Source organism: Sporosarcina sp. FSL K6-3508 (genome assembly GCF_038615825.1).
Taxonomy (GTDB): domain Bacteria; phylum Bacillota; class Bacilli; order Bacillales_A; family Planococcaceae; genus Sporosarcina; species Sporosarcina newyorkensis.
Map to the genome: position 1 here is coordinate 1,008,921 of NZ_CP152016.1, position 18,253 is coordinate 1,027,173.

At 43.2% G+C, this 18,253-nt stretch carries 17 protein-coding genes and 1 other annotated feature; of the genes, 13 read left to right on the top strand and 4 right to left on the bottom strand.

Annotated elements, in window-relative coordinates; all coding sequences use genetic code 11:
* Window positions 1–54: 54 nt before the first annotated feature.
* The 4 genes from MKX97_RS04600 to MKX97_RS04615 all read left to right on the top strand — a co-directional run bounded on the left by MKX97_RS04600 (window position 55) and on the right by MKX97_RS04615 (window position 3,238).
* The gene (locus tag MKX97_RS04600) at window positions 55–954 is read left to right on the top strand and encodes a fumarylacetoacetate hydrolase family protein (RefSeq protein ID WP_040758326.1); all 900 of its coding nucleotides are present in this window, start codon (window positions 55–57) and stop codon (window positions 952–954) included.
* Between the two features lie 100 nt (window positions 955–1,054).
* A complete protein-coding gene (locus tag MKX97_RS04605) occupies window positions 1,055–1,429 on the top strand; it encodes a YisL family protein (RefSeq protein WP_078817328.1) in 375 nt (124 codons plus the stop codon).
* Window positions 1,430–1,462: 33 nt separating this feature from the next.
* Window positions 1,463–1,591 (top strand): hypothetical protein, encoded by a 129-nt coding sequence (locus MKX97_RS04610; RefSeq protein WP_281250648.1) that lies wholly within the window; start codon window positions 1,463–1,465, stop codon window positions 1,589–1,591.
* Between the two features lie 195 nt (window positions 1,592–1,786).
* Window positions 1,787–3,238 carry an alpha-amylase family glycosyl hydrolase gene (locus MKX97_RS04615; protein WP_342537080.1) on the top strand — a complete coding sequence of 484 codons (1,452 nt, stop codon included), beginning with the start codon at window positions 1,787–1,789 and terminating at the stop codon, window positions 3,236–3,238.
* Window positions 3,239–3,400: 162 nt separating this feature from the next.
* Here MKX97_RS04615 and MKX97_RS04620 read toward each other — a convergent pair whose 3' ends face one another.
* Complete coding sequence (locus MKX97_RS04620; protein ID WP_340758465.1) at window positions 3,401–4,258, bottom strand: DegV family protein; 858 nt, start codon at window positions 4,256–4,258, stop codon at window positions 3,401–3,403.
* A 31-nt stretch (window positions 4,259–4,289) separates the two neighbouring features.
* Window positions 4,290–5,129 carry a Cof-type HAD-IIB family hydrolase gene (locus MKX97_RS04625; protein ID WP_342537081.1) on the bottom strand — a complete coding sequence of 280 codons (840 nt, stop codon included), beginning with the start codon at window positions 5,127–5,129 and terminating at the stop codon, window positions 4,290–4,292.
* Between the two features lie 175 nt (window positions 5,130–5,304).
* On the opposite strand from MKX97_RS04625, the gene MKX97_RS04630 reads away from it, so the two are divergent.
* The 4 genes from MKX97_RS04630 to MKX97_RS04645 all read left to right on the top strand — a co-directional run bounded on the left by MKX97_RS04630 (window position 5,305) and on the right by MKX97_RS04645 (window position 9,588).
* Window positions 5,305–6,081, top strand: coding sequence for a prolyl oligopeptidase family serine peptidase (locus MKX97_RS04630; protein ID WP_342537082.1), 777 nt, complete (start codon window positions 5,305–5,307; stop codon window positions 6,079–6,081).
* Window positions 6,082–6,127: 46 nt separating this feature from the next.
* Window positions 6,128–6,439 carry a metal-sulfur cluster assembly factor gene (locus tag MKX97_RS04635; protein WP_009765729.1) on the top strand — a complete coding sequence of 104 codons (312 nt, stop codon included), beginning with the start codon at window positions 6,128–6,130 and terminating at the stop codon, window positions 6,437–6,439.
* A gap of 353 nt (window positions 6,440–6,792) precedes the next feature.
* The gene (rraA, locus tag MKX97_RS04640) at window positions 6,793–7,272 is read left to right on the top strand and encodes a ribonuclease E activity regulator RraA (protein WP_342537083.1); all 480 of its coding nucleotides are present in this window, start codon (window positions 6,793–6,795) and stop codon (window positions 7,270–7,272) included.
* Window positions 7,273–7,431: 159 nt separating this feature from the next.
* Window positions 7,432–9,588: an AAA family ATPase gene (locus MKX97_RS04645; RefSeq protein ID WP_342537084.1), complete on the top strand. Its 2,157-nt coding sequence runs from the start codon at window positions 7,432–7,434 to the stop codon at window positions 9,586–9,588.
* Window positions 9,589–9,644: 56 nt separating this feature from the next.
* Here MKX97_RS04645 and MKX97_RS04650 read toward each other — a convergent pair whose 3' ends face one another.
* Window positions 9,645–9,827, bottom strand: coding sequence for a YjzD family protein (locus MKX97_RS04650; RefSeq protein ID WP_009765726.1), 183 nt, complete (start codon window positions 9,825–9,827; stop codon window positions 9,645–9,647).
* A 178-nt stretch (window positions 9,828–10,005) separates the two neighbouring features.
* Here MKX97_RS04650 and MKX97_RS04655 point away from each other — a divergent pair, with 178 nt between their 5' ends.
* Both MKX97_RS04655 and fabF read left to right on the top strand, forming a co-directional pair.
* Entirely contained in the window at window positions 10,006–10,938 is a 933-nt protein-coding gene (locus MKX97_RS04655) for a beta-ketoacyl-ACP synthase III (protein WP_078817333.1), read from the top strand.
* 237 nt (window positions 10,939–11,175) lie between these two features.
* On the top strand, window positions 11,176–12,411 hold the full coding sequence (gene fabF, locus MKX97_RS04660; RefSeq protein WP_342537085.1) for a beta-ketoacyl-ACP synthase II: 1,236 nt from the start codon (window positions 11,176–11,178) through the stop codon (window positions 12,409–12,411).
* 427 nt (window positions 12,412–12,838) lie between these two features.
* Here fabF and trpS read toward each other — a convergent pair whose 3' ends face one another.
* Window positions 12,839–13,825, bottom strand: a complete 987-nt coding sequence (trpS, locus tag MKX97_RS04665) for a tryptophan--tRNA ligase (protein ID WP_040758864.1) — start codon at window positions 13,823–13,825, stop codon at window positions 12,839–12,841.
* 51 nt (window positions 13,826–13,876) lie between these two features.
* Window positions 13,877–14,091, bottom strand: a binding site (T-box leader).
* A gap of 417 nt (window positions 14,092–14,508) precedes the next feature.
* Here trpS and spxA point away from each other — a divergent pair.
* From spxA to MKX97_RS04680, 3 genes are all read left to right on the top strand, one after another.
* Entirely contained in the window at window positions 14,509–14,907 is a 399-nt protein-coding gene (spxA, locus tag MKX97_RS04670; RefSeq protein WP_009765721.1) for a transcriptional regulator SpxA, read from the top strand.
* Window positions 14,908–15,137: 230 nt separating this feature from the next.
* Window positions 15,138–15,788, top strand: coding sequence for an adaptor protein MecA (gene mecA / locus MKX97_RS04675; RefSeq protein WP_340758469.1), 651 nt, complete (start codon window positions 15,138–15,140; stop codon window positions 15,786–15,788).
* A 1,297-nt stretch (window positions 15,789–17,085) separates the two neighbouring features.
* Window positions 17,086–18,231 (top strand): competence protein CoiA family protein, encoded by a 1,146-nt coding sequence (locus tag MKX97_RS04680; protein ID WP_342537088.1) that lies wholly within the window; start codon window positions 17,086–17,088, stop codon window positions 18,229–18,231.
* Window positions 18,232–18,253: the final 22 nt, after the last annotated feature.

Genomic DNA, 18,253 nt, shown 5'->3' on the forward strand with positions numbered 1-18,253 from the left:
TTTTGTCGTAACATAGTAGTATGTGAATACACATGGAAAGGGTTGGGCATACACATGAAATTATTGTCATTCCGTTACGAAGGGCAAACTTTATTCGGACCGAAAGTGAAACGTGAGGAAGCAGTTTGGGATGTGCTCGCTATGGCGCAAGCACAGCAGCAAGCAGATTTTCCGAAGACGATGATCGAGGCCGTGTCCCTTGGCATGGATTTTGTGGAAATGGTTCGTAAATTAGTAGAGGAAACTGAAGCGGGTGAAAATGCGGCGCAATTTAAATATGCATTTACTGATGTTGAATGGCTATCACCGATTCCTCGTACGCCTAAGAATGTAATGTGCGTAGGCAAGAACTATGCAGAGCATGCGCAGGAAATGGGAGCAGAAGCACCGCCTGAAAAGGTCATGATATTTACAAAGGCTCCGACAGCAATTGCCGGAGATGAGCAGACGCTGCCAATTCATAGTGATGTGACAGATTCCCTAGATTACGAGGGAGAGCTTGCCGTCGTCATCAGTAAAACAGGAAAAAACATTCCAAAACAATTAGCGTATGACTATGTATTCGGCTACACGATCGGTAACGATATTACTGCACGAAATGTCCAAGCTGACCATAAACAATTTTTCCTTGGTAAGAGTCTAGACGGCACATGTCCAATGGGGCCTTATGTTGTAACGAAAGACGAGATTCCAAACCCACAGAATTTATCAGTCGTCACAAAAGTGAACGATGAAGTACGTCAAAATGGCAATACGTCATCCATGATGTTTAAAATTGATGAATTAATTGCAGAAATCTCCAAATATGTAACGCTTGAACCGGGTGATGTCATTTTAACAGGCACTCCAGCTGGCGTAGGGAAGGGCATGACGCCGCCTACTTTCTTAAAGCAAGGCGATACGGTGAAAGTTTCAATTGAAGGAATCGGGACATTGGTGAATCGTTTCGAATAAAATTTATTTACAGTTTCGATAATATGAGCAATAGAATAGTAGTCGATTGGAAAACATGGTAAAGTATCATTCGACTACATAATAAAATGAGGTGTCAGGATTGGGATTCTTAACAGATACGACCCACTTTCATATATTTACTTGGGTAGTGGGTATCATTCTCTTTCTAGCTTCAGCTAGTATGGCTGCAGGAACGAAAGGGAAAAAGATTACACATATGATTTTGCGTTTGTTTTATATTTTAATTATTGTGTCTGGTGCTGCATTGTTTTTCAAATACCAGACGAATGATTCGATGCTATACGGCATTAAATTCTTATTAGGTCTTTTGACGATCGGATTCATGGAGATGACATTGGTCCGAGGAAGCAAGGGGAAGAATACAGGTCTTATGTGGATTTTATTCGTTGTGTTCTTGCTGGCTACTCTATTCATCGGATTCAAACTGCCGCTCGGTTTCGACTTTTTTGCATAATACCGAACGATTAGAACAAAAGGAGATGGGCAAATGTCAACACAGACTGGATGGATCTTCTTAGCAGTAGTCCTCTTGTTGATGGCGCTGTTTGCAGTCTCCGTTTTCGTTAGTTCGCGTAAACAGCAAGATCCGGATTTTTTTTCGGAAGATGACAATTAAATGACCGGAAAGAGCTAACAGAGGAGGAATTCATAACATTCCACCCTCTGTTTTTTTGTTTGCTTGCACCTAGCTGCAATTCACAAGATTGCCGTATTTACAATGAGCATTCACCCTTTTATGAAGAAAGAATGGCGTCACCTTCAGCCGTTTGATAAACTAATAAAAGAGTTTGCGTAAGGAGGATTTACTACAGTGAAACGAATCACCGGACTACTGGCAGCATGCATGCTTGCCCTATCCATAGCACAACCGATCACATACGCTGATACGAAGCAATCCTTCAGTGATGAAAGTATCTATGATCTGCTCGTTGACCGTTTCAATAACGGCTTGGGATCGAATGATATAGAAGTCAATGCAAGGGACCCTCATGCTTTCAATGGCGGGGACTTTGCTGGGATCAGCAACAGATTGCAACATTTGCTCGATATGCATTTTACAATGATTTCCGTTGGCCCTGTTTTCAGCACAGCAACGTATGATGGGAATCAAGTACTCGATTATTCAGAGATCGAACCGCATTTCGGAACGAAAAAGGAATTTACTGAACTGATCAAAGAATTGCATGACAATAAATTGAAAGTCATGGCGGATTTTCCACTTGGAAACGTTAGTTCCGACCATGTCTGGGCAAGTCAGCTCCCGACAATCCCCGCTGAAGACGGAACGATTGATTGGGATTTAAGTAAACCGAAAGCGCAAGATCAAATCATTAGTGCAGCTGTGCAATTTGTCGAGGATTATAAAATTGACGGAATCCGTCTGACGCATCTTGAGCAGGCAGACACAAAGTTTCTTGATAAGATGATCAATGCGCTGAAAGAGATGCGCGAAGGATTATACGTCATTACCAACGAGCCTAGCGAAGCCGCATTCGACAGTGTACCGGCTGAAGAGCGCAGTCAGGCAATTCAAAAGTCGTTTGTACAGGTGAATCCTGATTCTTCTGCATTGGATATTTTCACCAATGAGGATGCGGACAAACTTCTGCAATTTGATGATTTGACAGGACCGCGTTTCACTTATGAAATGGTGGAATTGCGCCAATTCCCGCCCACTCGTTGGAAGGTAGCAACAACTGCGCAATTCATGTTGCCGGGCGTTCCGTTAGTTCCGTATGCGACAGAAATTGCAGTGAACGGAAAAGAAGCACCAGAATCACATCCATTCTTTAACTTTAAGACAGATATGGAATTACATGAGTGGATTGGTGACCTTAACACGCTTCGTAATGATTCCGAAACATTGCGATCCGGTGATTTCAAGATTTTGCACAATAAAGATGGATTTATCGTGTTCGAACGTTCTTCTGAAAAGGAAAAATGGATCATCGCGATCAATAACACATCTGAAGTACAAAGCTTAGAGATTGATCCTTCAGAAATTGGGGAAAAGAAAAAGTTGCGTGGTGTATTAGGTCAAGATTTAGTCAAGGAAACGAAAGACAATAAATTTCACATCGTTCTGGACCGTGAATTAGCTGAAGTTTATATCGTAGAGGATGATAAAGGATTCAATACACCTTATCTGATTGCTTCGATATTAGTGTATGTCTTCTTCCTGGCATTCTTGTTTTCGGTGATTCGCAAGGGAAGACAGCGCAGGAGAGATGAAGCGTCGAAAGAAGAACAAGCGAAGGAATAACATAATAAACAACCAGCCCTCAATTTGTTTTTGTGGGCTGGCTTTTTTCTTCACTGAAATTAAATAAATTAATGCAACGGAATTTGCGCTCCAAACCCTGGCAATGTTACCGGCAATGAAAAACTTTAGGTTAGGGTGAACTTTCTTTGTCATCTTAATATATTAAGATGAACTTACTTTATTCAAAAAGAAAAGTGCAATGGTGCCGGGACCTGCATGGGAACCGATGACCGAGCCGATTTGGTGGATTTCGATTGCTTTTGGCTGGATTACTTCTTCGATCATCGCTTTGAATTCATTTGCGGTTGTGAGATCGTCTCCGTGGCTGATCGCAATGGTTTGTTCTTCTAAATTACTGCCGCGTTCTTCCATCATTTCGATCATGCGCCGGAAGACTTTTTTACGACCGCGGTGTTTTTCAATTGGTACCAGTTTTCCGCCTTCAACATGCAGTAAAGGTTTGATATTGAGAAGGCCGCCGAAAAATGCGCTCGCTTTGGATACTCGACCGCCCTTTGCTAAATAATCTAAGTCTTCTACTGTGAATAAATGCTCCATATGAGAAGCCATAGCACGGATTTTTCGTTCGATTTCTCGAACATCCAGCCCTTCCTTACGCAATCGAACAGCTTCCTTGACGAGCAGGCCATAGCCGAGTGAAGCGCAACGTGAGTCGATGAGTACTAAATTCATGGAGGGGTTGCCTTCTTTTACTTGGTCGCTTGCCATGACAGCTGTTTGGTAGGTGCCGGAAAGCTGGGAAGAGAAGGCGATATAGATGCCGTCTTCTCCAGAGGCAGCCAGGTCTTTCCAAGTTGTTATCATTGTGTCCAGAGAAACTTGAGATGTTTTTGGCTGCTGTCCTTTGCGGATTGCATCGAATATTTCTTTAGAGTTAATTTCTACGATATCCTCGTACTCATTTCCATTCAGCAAGACGCTTAGCGGGAATAATTCAACTTCGTTTTCTTCAAAAAAGGATATAGGCAGATCACATGCACTGTCAGCAAAGATTTTCATTGGAATTCCCCCTGAACTTATATATTTACGATCAATTACTACTGTTTGTCTTAAGTTTTACTTTCTCTAAAGAGAGGCGATCTTCCAGGATATGCGAGATGCCGTCTTCATTATTAGTATCGGTTATTTCATCTGCAATGGATTTTAGGTGGTCGATGGCATTGCCCATTGCGACACCCACTCCTGCGTAATCAATCATTTCGAGATCGTTGTCTTCGTCGCCGAAAGCGATGATACGGTCTTGTGGGACATTAAGCCATTTTGAGACTGCATCTATGCCGACAGCTTTATTTAAACCGTGGCGTACAATTTCCACGATATTGAACGGTGCACCCCAGCGACGATGGTCGATTACTTCCGCGTGAATATCTTCAAGGTGCTGACGAATTGGATCGACTGTTTGTTCGTTTGCTTGGATCAATAAACTGGTCGGATCCGTTTTTAAGGATCTTCGGATATCGCCCTCTGTAATTCGTGGATTTCCAAAGCTTAAGATATCCAAAAAGCGTTCATCATGATACTGTGCATAAACATCGTCCATCACTTCTGCGACAATATTCTCAACCGGAAACTGCTGCATCGCTTCCACCACTTCGTTGACGATTGGAAGGGCGATCGTTTCGTGAATAGTCTTCCAAGAAGTGTCTGATGGATGATGGACGAAGGCGCCATTAAAATTGACGATTGGTGTAGTTAAACCAAGTTGGCGGTAATACACTTCACTAGCCCGGTATGGACGACCTGTCGCAATCATGACATAATGCCCTTCAGAAGCCGCAAGTTGCAATGTTTCTTCAGTTTTTGGAGAAATTACTTTTTCATCAGTCAATAACGTTCCGTCTAAGTCTAATACAATTAAATGTGGTTTCAACGTATCCTCTCCTACTATAGTGATATGATTAAGTCTACTCATTATATCTTCATAGTTTATCGTTAATGGAGCAAGTAAGTCAAAAAATCAAGGGCAAGGCGAAGTTTTTGTCTTCCATCGTAATTGTTGTTATCCTAAAATAACAGTATACATTTGTCAGAAAAGAGGAATTTGAATGATCATTCGTTCGGAACAATGGCAACATATCCCTGTACTACATATCGTAGAACAATCCAAAGACCAAGAACATATTCCTACGGTCATCTTTTTTCATGGATTCATGAGCGCTAAAGAACATAACTTGCATTATGCTTACAATTTAGCGAAGCAAGGAATCCGAGTAATTTTGCCGGATGCGAAATTGCATGGAGCACGTTCAGAATCGACAGATGAATTTCAACTGCAAATGCGGTTTTGGGAAATTGTCTTAACATCAATTAAGGAAGCAGACGTGATCCGTCAAGAGTTGAAAGCGAGAGATTTAGTAGAGGATAGTACGTCAATCGGTGTCGGTGGAACGTCTATGGGCGGCATCACGACATTCGGCTGCCTCGCGAGCTATGACTGGATAGATGCAGCTTCCGTTATGATGGGTTCTCCAGCTTTTACACGACTTGCTAAAGGACAGATCGCTTATGCGGAACGTGCTGGCAAAGAATTACCGGTTACCCCAGCGGAACGCGAGCAACTTTTTGCTGCATTGGAGCAAGTGGATTTGTCGAAAAATCCAAACAGATTGAATCGTCGTCCGATTTTCATGTGGCACGGTGAGCAGGATACACTTGTGCCGTTTGAGCTTACAAATGAATTTTATTCTGAAATTCAGCAAGACTATAAAGACCATCCGGAACGTTTAGGCTGGATGCCGGAAGAGGAATCAGGTCATGCTGTTTCGCGTCCCGGCATGCTTGCGTCAGTCGATTGGCTTGCACAGCATTTGATTGCAAGGTAGTATGTTGGTAAGATGAAGATAGCACATAACAGAGAGGAGCATTCCTATGAGCAAAGATGAAATCAAAGATTACCTGTTTGGCGCGTTGGAAAACGTCATTGACCCGGAGTTAGGTGTCGATATTGTCAACTTAGGGTTAGTGTATAACGCCGAGCTGCTCGATGAAGGTCTAGCAAAAATCACGATGACATTGACTTCCATGGGCTGTCCGATGGGGCCGCAAATTGTAGCCAACATCAAACAGGAGTTAATGGAACTTCCTGAAGTAAAAGATACAGAAGTAGACATTGTCTGGAACCCGCCATGGTCCCGAGATAATATGTCCCGTTATGCTAAGATGGCACTTGGCGTACGCTAATATGCATCACCGAACCATACTCTTTGTGGTATGGTTTTTTTGTGCTGTTTAAAATAAAAACAGACGGGGTGAGTGGAACGGGATTTACGATTCAGACGGTATGCTTACCGGCGACTCTTCCGCGTCCCACGGAAAGCGGCTACCAGAGAGCGAAAGCCGTAACGAAGAACGGCTTTTGCGAACATAAGCGAAGCGTTGTGAGTACGTCTTTGGTTTAATCCCCCGGACCGCCATCCCTCGGACTACTCGCTCTGTAATCTTTTATTTCAGTCTATGAAAAAGAAGGAATTGCAAAATTTTGTCGAATATGAAGGATGTAGCGTTAAACAGTATCTATTAGGGGGAATAGGGAAATGTCAGTAAAAACAGCAGATTTATGCGATGACTTCATCGACGAACTACAAGTATGTACCGTGGAATTCAACTCCTACGGCAAACACAAACGATTTTCGGGGCCGATTTCCACAGTTAAAGTATTCGAAGACAATGTCTTGGTAAAAGAAGCACTGCAAACGATTCCTGAAGGCAATGTACTCGTTGTTGACGGAGGAGGCTCAAAGCGCTGCGCATTAATGGGGGACATGCTTGGCGAAATTGCACAAAAACGAAAACTGGCTGGCGTTATCATCTATGGATGTGCACGTGATACGGCAGACCTCGGCACACAAGAAATCGGAGTCATGGCAATCGGCAGCATGCCAGTGAAAAGTATTAAACGAGGCGAAGGTCAAAGTGGAGAAGTCCTTCATTTCGGAAATGTCGAATGGATTCCCGGACACTATGTCTATGCAGATGAAGATGGGGTTGTCGTGGCACCGCGTAAATTGGTGTAAAAATTATATTGGCCGTTTGCATAATGCAAACGGTTTTTTTATGGGAAATAACCGCATAATAAAGTAACTTTTAACTAAGCAAATTAATTTACTTCTCGTAGAAAAGAGACTATAATTAAATTAATCAAAGATAGTCAAAGTCAAATGAACGGAAGGTGGATGTTTATGCGTATGGATGGTGTACAAGAAGACCAGCGCTCACCACTTGAGCAATTTGGTCGTAATCTTGTTGATGAAGTGAAAAATGGAAAAATGGATCCGGTCATTGGCCGGGATGAAGAAATACGAAATGTGATCCGAATTTTGTCTAGAAAAACAAAAAATAATCCTGTGCTGATCGGGGAACCAGGTGTTGGTAAAACTGCAATCGTTGAAGGGTTGGCACAGCGAATTGTCAAAGGTGACGTGCCGGAAGGTTTGAAGGACCGTAAAATCTTTGAACTGGATATGAGTGCGCTCATTGCAGGTGCCAAGTATCGGGGAGAATTTGAAGAACGTCTTAAAGGTGTCCTCAAGCAGGTGAAAGACAGCGATGGCGAAATAATCTTATTTATTGATGAAATTCATACGATTGTCGGCGCGGGGAAAACGGAGGGCGCGATGGATGCAGGGAATATGCTGAAACCGATGCTTGCTAGAGGTGAGCTGTACTGTATCGGTGCGACAACGCTTGATGAGTATCGTATGTATATCGAGAAAGATCCAGCATTAGAACGTCGTTTCCAACAAGTGATGGTGCGCGAGCCATCTGTTGAAGATACCGTTTCAATTTTGCGAGGATTGAAAGAACGTTTTGAACTGCATCACGGTGTACGGATACATGACCGTGCTTTGGTCGCTGCCGCCACGTTATCGGATCGTTATTTAACCGAGCGTTTCATGCCCGACAAAGCGATCGATTTGATTGACGAAGCTAGCGCGATGATTCGGACAGAAATCGATTCGATGCCGCAAGAATTAGATGCAGTAACTCGCCGAATCATGCAACTCGAGATTGAAGAGCAGGCTTTGCGGAAAGAAAAAGATTCCATGAGTCAATCTCGATTGGTTACGCTGCGAGAAGAGTTGCAGCAACTGAAAGATTCATCTAAAGATATGCGTGAGCAGTGGGATTCTGAAAAAACAGCACTGAAGGAAGTTCAGAGCAAGCGGGAAGAACTCGATCGCTATCGAAGAGAACTGGAAGATGCGCAAGCTCGTTTTGATTTGAATAAAGCTGCTGAATTGCAGTATGGTAAAATTCCTGAATTGGAAAAAGAATTAAAAGCGCTTGAGAGTCCATTGGAAGGAAGTCAGGACCTTCGTTTGTTGCGTGAAGAAGTGACGGAAGAAGAAATTGCTTCCATCGTAGCCCGTTGGACAGGCATTCCTGTGACGAAACTTGTGGAAGGTGAGCGGGAGAAGTTACTTCGTTTGCATGAAACATTGAAAGAACGCGTTATTGGTCAAGATAACGCGGTGCAGCTCGTGACGGAAGCTGTTTGGCGTGCACGTGCAGGAATTCAAGATCCGAATAAGCCGATTGGATCGTTCTTATTCTTAGGTCCGACTGGTGTCGGGAAAACGGAATTGGCGAAGACGCTGGCTGCCACTTTATTTGATTCTGAAGATCATTTCGTCCGGATCGACATGTCTGAATATATGGAGAAGCATAGTGTGTCACGTCTTGTTGGGGCACCTCCAGGATATATCGGCTACGAAGAAGGCGGTCAATTAACGGAGGCTGTTCGACGAAACCCGTATGCTGTCGTGCTGCTGGATGAAATCGAGAAGGCGCATCCAGATGTGGCGAACATTTTGCTGCAGATTTTGGATGACGGTCGGATAACAGACAGTCAAGGGCGGTTGGTCAACTTTACGAATACCGTTGTGATTATGACATCCAATATCGGCTCTGCTTATTTATTAGAAGGCAACTTAGAAGACGGAGATCATGCAAGAGAAGACTTGATTATGGCAGAGTTACGCCGCCATTTTAAACCCGAGTTGTTGAACCGGATGGATGACATCATTATCTTCCACTCGTTAACGGCGGACTCGTTCAAGTCGATTACCCGCAAAATGTTGGGTGATTTAGTGGAACGTTTGGCAATGCAGGATGCGACGTTAAGCTACGATGAAGACGTCGTGAACTGGATTGTGGCGGAAGGTGCAGATGCGGATTTTGGTGCACGGCCTTTGAAGCGATTTATTCAGCGTCATGTGGAAACGAAGGTCGCTAAAGAAGTGATTAGAGGTAGTCTGCAGGAAGACGAACAAATTCAATTGTCGATGGAAGATGGACAATTAGTTGTTCAGCTCATCAAGAAAGATTAATCTGTGAAATTTTAAAAAGCGTAAGAACTGTCAATAGTTCTTACGCTTTTTATGTGTTATACGTCTGCTGGAGCTTCATCAGGGATAATTGCTGTGATAATAAGTACAACAACAGCCATAACGATAGAGACGATTACACCTGTCATGAAGTCAAATGGTGCCTCGACAATTGAACCTGCAACATAGTTCAACATGGCAACTAATAGGAATGACCAAACAAATGTCATAATATATTGCATGATTTTCACCTCGACTAGTCTATTTCAAACTTCATCATACCATAGCCGGTCAAAACGATGAAATAATAAATAAATTTAATTTTGACGAAAAAGTGTCCTTGTATTGAAAAGTGAGCGATTTTCTTCTATAATTAACACCAGGTACTAATAATAGATGACAAGAAACGGGGTAGATGAAATGAGAGCAGGGCTGCTGGGTATGGGGAAATACAACCCGCCACATGTTTTGACGAATGAAGATTTGGAAAAACGAATAGATACTTCAGATGAATGGATTCGTACACGCACAGGTATCGAAGAGCGCAGGATTGCAGATGATGATACGAATACATCAGACATGGCTTTTGAAGCGGCGAAAGAAGCGCTCGCATCGGCAGAAATTCGCCCTGATCAGATAGGTCTTATCCTAGTGGCGACAGTGACACCAGATTATACGTTTCCTTCCGTTTCAACAATGATTCAAGAACGTTTGGGTGCAAAAAATGCGGCTGCAATGGATGTTTCGGCAGCATGTGCAGGATTTATATATGGTGTGGTGACTGCAAAGCAATTTGTCGAAGCAGGCACGTACGATTATGTCTTAGTTGTCGGCGTGGAAAAGCTGTCTAAAATTACAGACTGGGAAGATCGCAACACAGCTGTTTTGTTTGGAGATGGTGCAGGTGCTACAGTTGTAGGGAAAGTGAGTGAAGGAAGAGGAATTCTTTCATTTGAACTAGGTGCGGATGGTTCTGGAGGTAAACACCTATGCCATAGAGAGTTCATCGAAATGAACGGTCGCGAAGTATTTAAGTTCGCAGTCCGTCAGATGGGCGAATCTGCGCTCTCAGTCACTGAAAAAGCAGGACTTACTAAAGATGATGTGGATTATCTGGTTCCTCATCAAGCGAATATACGCATTATGGAGGCTTCGCGTGAGCGCTTAGGATTGCCGATTGAAAAGATGTCGAAGTCCGTTCATAAATACGGCAATACTTCCGCAGCTTCTATTCCAATTTCATTGACGGATGATTTAGCGGAAGGTCGCGTCAAAGATGATGACGTGATTGTATTGGTTGGATTTGGTGGCGGCTTGACATGGGGCGCCTTATGTATAAAATGGGGTAAGTAAAACATTAAAAAGAACGAACAAGTTGATCTTCATTCAGCAGAAAACTCTCACCTTTACAGTTGGTCACATGAATACGATTTTGTTTCCTGTTCAGTGGCTGTTCAAACGCCTGCTGAACAAAAATCATGCCTCCGGCGGATGTCACAGATTTTGAGAGGAGTGAATTGTGCATGCACAATTCAAAATCTGGACGCAATTACGCCAAGGCGTAATTGATTATAGAAAGGAAGTTTAGAATTGGAAAAACGACGTGTAGTGATTACGGGAATCGGTGGCGTTTCACCAGTAGGAAATACCGCAGAAGACTCATGGAAAGCAGTTGTGGAAGGAAAATCCGGCATTGATATTATGACGCGACTGGATCAGGAAAAATTCCCGGTCCGTGTGATGGCGGAAGTTAAAGATTTCGATATCGAACAATTTGTTTCACGTAAAGACGCACGTAAGATGGATCGTTTCACACACTATGCCGTCGCTTCTGCCATGATGGCAATGAAGGATGCCGATCTTGAGCTGGATGATGAACTGGCGCTTCGCACAGGCGTGTGGATCGGGTCGGGGATCGGCGGTATGGAATCGCATGAAACCCAATTCAATACATTCCTTGAAAAAGGCTATCGACGTGTCAGTCCATTTTTTGTCCCCATGATGATACCGGATATGGCGGCAGGACAAGTATCAATTTTCACTGGAGCAAAAGGCATCAACTCCTGTTCGGTAACAGCTTGTGCTTCCGGCACGAACTCGATCGGAGATGCGTTTGAAGTTATACTTCGCGGAGATGCAGACGTCATGATCACTGGAGGAACAGAAGCGCCGATTACGTCACTTGCAGTAGCAGGTTTCATTGCAAGCACGGCACTCTCCTTGAATGAAGACCCTGAAAAAGCATCTCGTCCGTTCGATAAGAATCGTGATGGATTCGTAATGGGAGAGGGAGCAGGAATTCTGATCTTGGAAGAGTATGAACATGCGGTCAAACGTGGCGCAAAAATTTATGCGGAAATCGTCGGCTATGGTTCTACTGGAGATGCACACCATATCACGGCTCCAGCACCAGGCGGAGAAGGTGGCGCACGTGCAATGGTACAGGCGCTGGAAAAAGCGGAGATTGATCCTACGCAAATTGATTATATTAACGCGCATGGGACGAGTACGCCGTATAATGATTTATTCGAAACGATGGCTGCCAAAACAGTGTTTGGTGAACATGCCTATAAGCTGGCAATGAGTTCGACAAAATCCATGACGGGCCATTTACTCGGCGCGGCTGGCGGTATTGAAGCGATCTTTACCGTAAAGGCTTTGCAGGAGGGCATCATTCCTCCGACAATGAATTACGAAACTCCGGATCCAGAATGTGATTTAGATTACGTGGTCAATGAAGCACGTAAAGCAAACATCACCTATGGAATGAGCAACTCTCTAGGCTTCGGCGGTCACAACGCTTCGCTGGTATTTAAGAAAATATAATGAAAAAGGAAAGAGCACAGTAGCTCTTTCCTTTTTTTTTGACTTTTAATAAACGATGAAATGATAAAGTGAATTAACGTTGGAGGGGAAAGCTCGGATAGGGCAAATGGGCTTGTGGTCGCTCTGTTCATTCTCTTCAAGATCCATGTATCTACTCTTAATACTTTCCGTGCAAGCAAGTTGAAAGTACTCGTCTAAAAGGCATGTACTTATACATAAGATGAAAGAAAACGATAAAGGGCGAGGATCCGTTTGACGCGTTTTCTAGTATTCCTATTCAGCTATTCTATTATCGTCATCTGTGTTGCCAATTTACTCTTCTACTTGAACTACGCAGCACTCGGTTACGATTATAAGCAAATTACTTTGTTTATGTTGCAGTCGACAGACTTTACAATGCTCGTCATAGCCATTATTTCGTTAGTGTCTACCGTCTGCGTCCCAAGCCCATCGCGGCCTCCATCTTCTTGAGAGTGGTGGAAGCGATGGCATTTGCTTTTTCAGCGCCTTGGTCCAGAATAGAATCCAATTCAGGTGAATCAATTAATTCATGATAACGCTGCTGGATTCCTGCTAAATGATTGTTGACCGTTTCAGCTACGCCAGCTTTAAAGGCGCCATAGCCAAGCCCCTCATATTTTGTCTCCAGTTCTGGGATGGACAATCCGCCTAATGAAGATTCGATGATCAATAAATTTGAGACACCAGGTTTGTTTTCAACATCGAATTTCACAACGCCTTCTGAATCTGTAACAGCACTTTTGATTTTCTTTTCAATTTCTTTCGGCGTATCCAAAATGGAGATCGTCGCTTTTTTATTTGGATCGGATTTACTCATTTTCTTTAAAGGATCTTGTAAAGATTTTATTCGGGCGCCGTTTTTTGGAATACGAACGGCAGGAATGGTCAATACTTTGCCGTAGCGGCTATTGAAACGTTCCGCCAAATCTCTTGTCAGCTCCAAATGTTGCTTTTGGTCTTCACCGACAGGGACGATATCTGTGTTGTACAGTAAAATATCTGCAGCCATTAATGGAGGGTAAGTCAACAGCGCTGCAGAGACACCTTCAGCACCTTCAGATTTGTCTTTGAACTGTGTCATGCGTTCTAGTTCGCCGATGTAAGAGACGCATTGCATAATCCATCCTGCTTGTGCGTGAGCGGGAACTTCCGATTGAATAAAGAGTGTAGATTTTTCTGGATCGATGCCGCTCGCGATATAGGTGGCGGCAAGGGATCGGATAGCTTGTTTTAAGTCGTCAGGATTTTGCTGCACGGTAATAGCGTGTTGGTCAACGATGCAAAAGATGCAGTCCTCTTCATTTTGCAACTCTACAAATTGGCGGAAAGCGCCAATATAATTTCCTAATGTGATGACACCTGTTGGTTGAACACCTGAGAATATAGTTTTCATTGTATTTCCTCCTTTATAAATTGGCATAAAAAAACACCAGCCATCCCTATAAAAAGGGACGATTGATGAAAAGTAACCGTGGTACCACCCGAATTGCTTCGTTAAAAGCCGCTCTAGTCCCTTAACGCGGGATACGTGTCGGACTACTGTTGTTCGTCCGTCAAGCTCGGGAGCCCATTCTTTTTGTACGATTTTGCCTGCTTCCACCATAGACAGGCTCTCTGAGAAAATCGCGTCAAAAATACTTTTTCCTTCTTCGCCATTTACTTATTGCTCTAAAGTATATCGATTTCGATTGGAAAATGCAACTTTCAGAAAAAAATAAGGATTAAATTGAAACCTTTCAGTACATCTGTACGTACTATAGAGGAGAGAGAAAAAGATAGAACGACTTTCTAAATGAGAATACCATTTCTTTCTTTTTAGTAGGTTTAAATCAATTCATTACTGGGTATAAAAAGAGAAGATGTTCAATTACCGCATAAAACAGCATCATTCTGCACAGATTTGTAGGAACTAAAGAATGTCGAAATTCTGTATAATTTTTTTGGAAAAACTATATTAATTGAGAATGATTATGTGTATAATGAGTAGTATGAAGACAAATTATAATAATTCTAAATTGAAATCTAAACATATCAAATCTAAATGAGCGTAAGCCGTGGGAAAGGACGTGTCAATACATGGGTGTTACACTTTATACATCACCTAGTTGTACATCTTGTAGGAAAGCAAAAGCATGGTTGGAGGAACATGAGATTCCTTATACAGAGCGTAATATCTTCTCTGAGCCATTGAACATTCAAGAAATCAAACAAATTCTTCGCATGACAGAAGACGGTACAGATGAAATTATCTCCACGCGTTCCAAGATTTTTCAAAAGTTGAATGTTGACGTAGAGAGTCTGCCGCTTCAAAGGTTATATGAATTAATTCAAGAACATCCGGGCCTTTTAAGAAGACCAATCATTCTAGATGAAAAAAGACTCCAAGTAGGGTACAATGAAGATGAGATTCGTCGTTTCCTACCGAGAAAAGTTAGAGCCTATCAGCTGCTCGAAGCGCGGCGAATGGTGAACTAATCTGAATACAAAAGCTGATAGGGATGACACACTGGATACATTTGTGCCTATCAGCTTTTTTGAATTGAAATTCCCTTGTATTCCTCTAGGATTTTCGCTTCAATGCTTAGGCAATTGAAATAAACCCTTTCGAAATCGGTTTGGTCGACATATAGTAAGAGTAAGCATTGCAAGTGAGTTTAAATTATAAAACAGGGGAAGGCCTGTTTGACAGAAGGGAGAGATAAGGGATGGAAATAGAGCGCATTAACGAAAATACGGTAAAGTTTTATCTTTCTTATGGAGATATAGAAGATCGCGGCTTTAGCAAAGAAGATGTTTGGTATAACCGCGATAAAAGTGAAGAGCTTTTTTGGGATATGATGGATGAACTTGGCGATGATACAGAGTTCGAAGTAGAAGGACCGCTTTGGATTCAAGTCAATGCTATGAATGAGGGAATTGAAGTGATTGTGACAAGAGCACATCTTCCGAAGAACGCTGAATCTTCACAATTTCCTTTTGGCATTGAAGACCCTGAAGAATTATTCGATCCGATTTTTGACGCGATCAATGAAACGGAAGAGGATAGTGAAGAAGAAGTGCAAGTCAATGATAAGTTGTTTGTATTCAGAGATTTTGATGAGCTGATTCCATTGGCATCTCAAATGGCTTCACTCGAAGACCCTTTTGAAACTCAGCTGTATGCATTTGAGGGTCGTTATTATCTCAACTTGCGGTTTGATTACACTCTTATAGATACGAAACGCGCCAAGGACATTGTCAGTATGATCACAGAATACGGCATTCTATCTAAGATGTCGATTCATCGTATTGAGGAATATGGCACAGCCGTTATGGAGTCCGACGCTTTCGTTCAAATAGATAAATATTTTTCATAATTCACTGGAAAGCTACCAATAATTTGGTAGCTTTTTTTATTTTGGTTCGCGATTTAAGCGTGGTTTATTATCAAACGAGCAACGGTACAACGCCTAGTGTGGCAGAAGGAGTATTGTCATTAAATCCACTTCGGCGCTAGCGGATGGCTCCCGCAATGAGCCAGTCAGGAAAAGCACCTGTCTGTCTCATTGCTCCGCCTACCGCTTGTAAGGCGCCTGCGTTTGGTAAGCGGAAGAAAAGGAAATCATTCCTTGCAAAAACAGTTTTTTACGACAAATCGGATACAAGGCAATCTCAGTTTAAACACCATAGTTTTTATTTTACTACACCAGCGCCGAAGCGTTGCCAGAGCACAATGTTTACTTAGTTCAGGGGTTGCGATAGGTCAAGCGACGAGACAATATGTTGAGTTGCGTCATGGAACCCACTTCGGTGCTAGCGGATGGCTCTCACAATGAGCCAATCAGGAAGTGCGCCTGTTTGTCTCATTGCTCCGCCTACCGCTTGTAAGGCGCCTACGTTTAGTATGTAAAGAAGCTAGGGTAATCTCATAGCCTAGGCCAACTTTGACTACTAAGTAGACGCCAATTAATTCTATTTTTTAGATACCACATTCACTAATATAGCAACACAAGCGTAGGCGCAACTGCGGGGTCGGCCGTAGCCGAGAGACAGCTAGCGCCCTTTGCTAGTTGGCTCTTGGCGGGAGGGAGGCAATCTCCCAGCGCCGAAGCGGTGCCGGAGCACAACCTTCACTTAGTTCATAGGTCACTATAGGTCGAGCGACGAGGCAATATGTTGAGTTGCGTCAGGAAATCCACTTCGGCGCTTGCGGATGGTTCCCGCAATGAGCCAGTCAGGAAGATCGCCTGTCTGTCTCATTGCTTCGCCTACCGCTTGTAAGGCGCCTGCGTTTGGTAAGTGGAAGAAAAGGAAATCATTCTTTGCAAAAACAGGCTCTGGCGACAAGTCGGATACAAGGCAATCTCAGTTTAAACACCATAGTTATTATTTTACTACAAAAGCGAAGGCGCAACTGCGGGGTCGGCCGTAGCCAAGAGACAGCTAGCGCCCTTTGATAGTTGGCTCGTGGCGGAAGGCAATCCCCCAGCGCCGAAGCGGTGCCAAAGAGCAAGCATCACTTTATTCACAACCCGCTTACAAAGTCGTGCAGCGAAACCCGACCAGTACTTAAAAGGTTTGGAAAAGAAAAACGACAAAACCCTTTTAGATATAATAATACTTGCAAAATAGTCTGTTAATTCGTAAGATGTAGTTGAAAGGAGTGTGAATGCTTTGTTGACAGCTCATACAGCTGGCGGGGAACTGGTGGTCTTGACTAAACACTATTCCCTCGAGCACTTAAGAAAGTGGCGTAAAGACGAAATGTTCTATTGTCCCCAATGCAAAGAAAAGCTGATTTTGAAAGTCGGCGACGTTATGATACCACACTTTGCGCACTGTCAGCAGACCAACTGCCGAGACAGCTTCTCAGAAGGAGAATCCCCAACTCATCTGCTTGGTAAAACTCAACTATACGAATTGTTTTCCCGCCACGCCCTCAACGTCAACTTAGAACCTTTTTTAGTAGACGTGCGACAAAGGCCGGACCTTCTCGTTACTTGGCAGGATACTGCGGTCCCTATCGAGTTCCAATGTAGTGTCATTCCACTTTCGCTTGTCCAGCAAAGAAACGCTGGCTACCACATGCTAAACATGCTGCCGATCTGGATTGTCTTAACCCCTCAAACGATCCATGCCACTTCTGCAGCCACACTCTCTATTCGTATCTCTCAGTTCCATCATTTTTTTATTCGGCAAATCAATGACCGGATCTCCATCCTTCTTACATACCATCCGCTTAGCGAACAATTTCATTACCTCAGCCATATGATTCATCTGCATGGTTCTACTTATGCCGTTCGCCATTTGATTTTGCGCATAGATAAACAAACGGTTCCTTTTGCTACGCCCGCAGTACCGAACCCGACAGATATAGAGGAGCTGACTCGTCACTATCAATCAGCCCGGCGAAAGTATCTTCGTTCTGTGATCGGTTACAATCCACGAGGAATTCATAATCGTTTTTTACGTGCGTGCTATGAAATGCGAATTCAACCGATTCAACTGCCTTCATGGGTTGGCGTGCCGACGGCGGGACAGGAGGCATTCAAACAGCCTGACTGTGAATGGCAACTGTTGCTTGTTGCAGCAATGCGGGAAACTAGAAAAATGCCTAATCAGCTTAATTCATCATTTTTTCGAACGTTTATTAAAAGATTTGAAGGAGAGACGGAAGATCAATTAAAAGCATGCAGAGTGTATACGGATTTTTTACGCCAAGAGCGCATAGATATCTACAGAATGGATAAATTTATTGGAGGTAATTTCGTGCAGGAAATTCTAGCAGGGCGATTTCTTGCAATGCATGCGAAGAATTGAGAAAATATAGTGGATTTGAATT

Excerpts from the sequence above, each read along its gene's own strand:
- MKX97_RS04600 (WP_040758326.1), top strand. The coding sequence starts at position 55 with ATGAAATTATTGTCATTCCGTTACGAAGGGCAAACTTTATTCGGACCG.
- MKX97_RS04610 (WP_281250648.1), top strand. The coding sequence starts at position 1,463 with ATGTCAACACAGACTGGATGGATCTTCTTAGCAGTAGTCCTCTTGTTG.
- MKX97_RS04620 (WP_340758465.1), bottom strand. The coding sequence starts at position 4,258 with ATGAAAATCTTTGCTGACAGTGCATGTGATCTGCCTATATCCTTTTTT.
- MKX97_RS04630 (WP_342537082.1), top strand. The coding sequence starts at position 5,305 with ATGATCATTCGTTCGGAACAATGGCAACATATCCCTGTACTACATATC.
- MKX97_RS04635 (WP_009765729.1), top strand. The coding sequence starts at position 6,128 with ATGAGCAAAGATGAAATCAAAGATTACCTGTTTGGCGCGTTGGAAAAC.
- rraA (WP_342537083.1), top strand. The coding sequence starts at position 6,793 with ATGTCAGTAAAAACAGCAGATTTATGCGATGACTTCATCGACGAACTA.
- MKX97_RS04645 (WP_342537084.1), top strand. The coding sequence starts at position 7,432 with ATGTTTATGCGTATGGATGGTGTACAAGAAGACCAGCGCTCACCACTT.
- MKX97_RS04650 (WP_009765726.1), bottom strand. The coding sequence starts at position 9,827 with ATGCAATATATTATGACATTTGTTTGGTCATTCCTATTAGTTGCCATG.
- MKX97_RS04655 (WP_078817333.1), top strand. The coding sequence starts at position 10,006 with ATGAGAGCAGGGCTGCTGGGTATGGGGAAATACAACCCGCCACATGTT.
- trpS (WP_040758864.1), bottom strand. The coding sequence starts at position 13,825 with ATGAAAACTATATTCTCAGGTGTTCAACCAACAGGTGTCATCACATTA.
- spxA (WP_009765721.1), top strand. The coding sequence starts at position 14,509 with ATGGGTGTTACACTTTATACATCACCTAGTTGTACATCTTGTAGGAAA.
- mecA (WP_340758469.1), top strand. The coding sequence starts at position 15,138 with ATGGAAATAGAGCGCATTAACGAAAATACGGTAAAGTTTTATCTTTCT.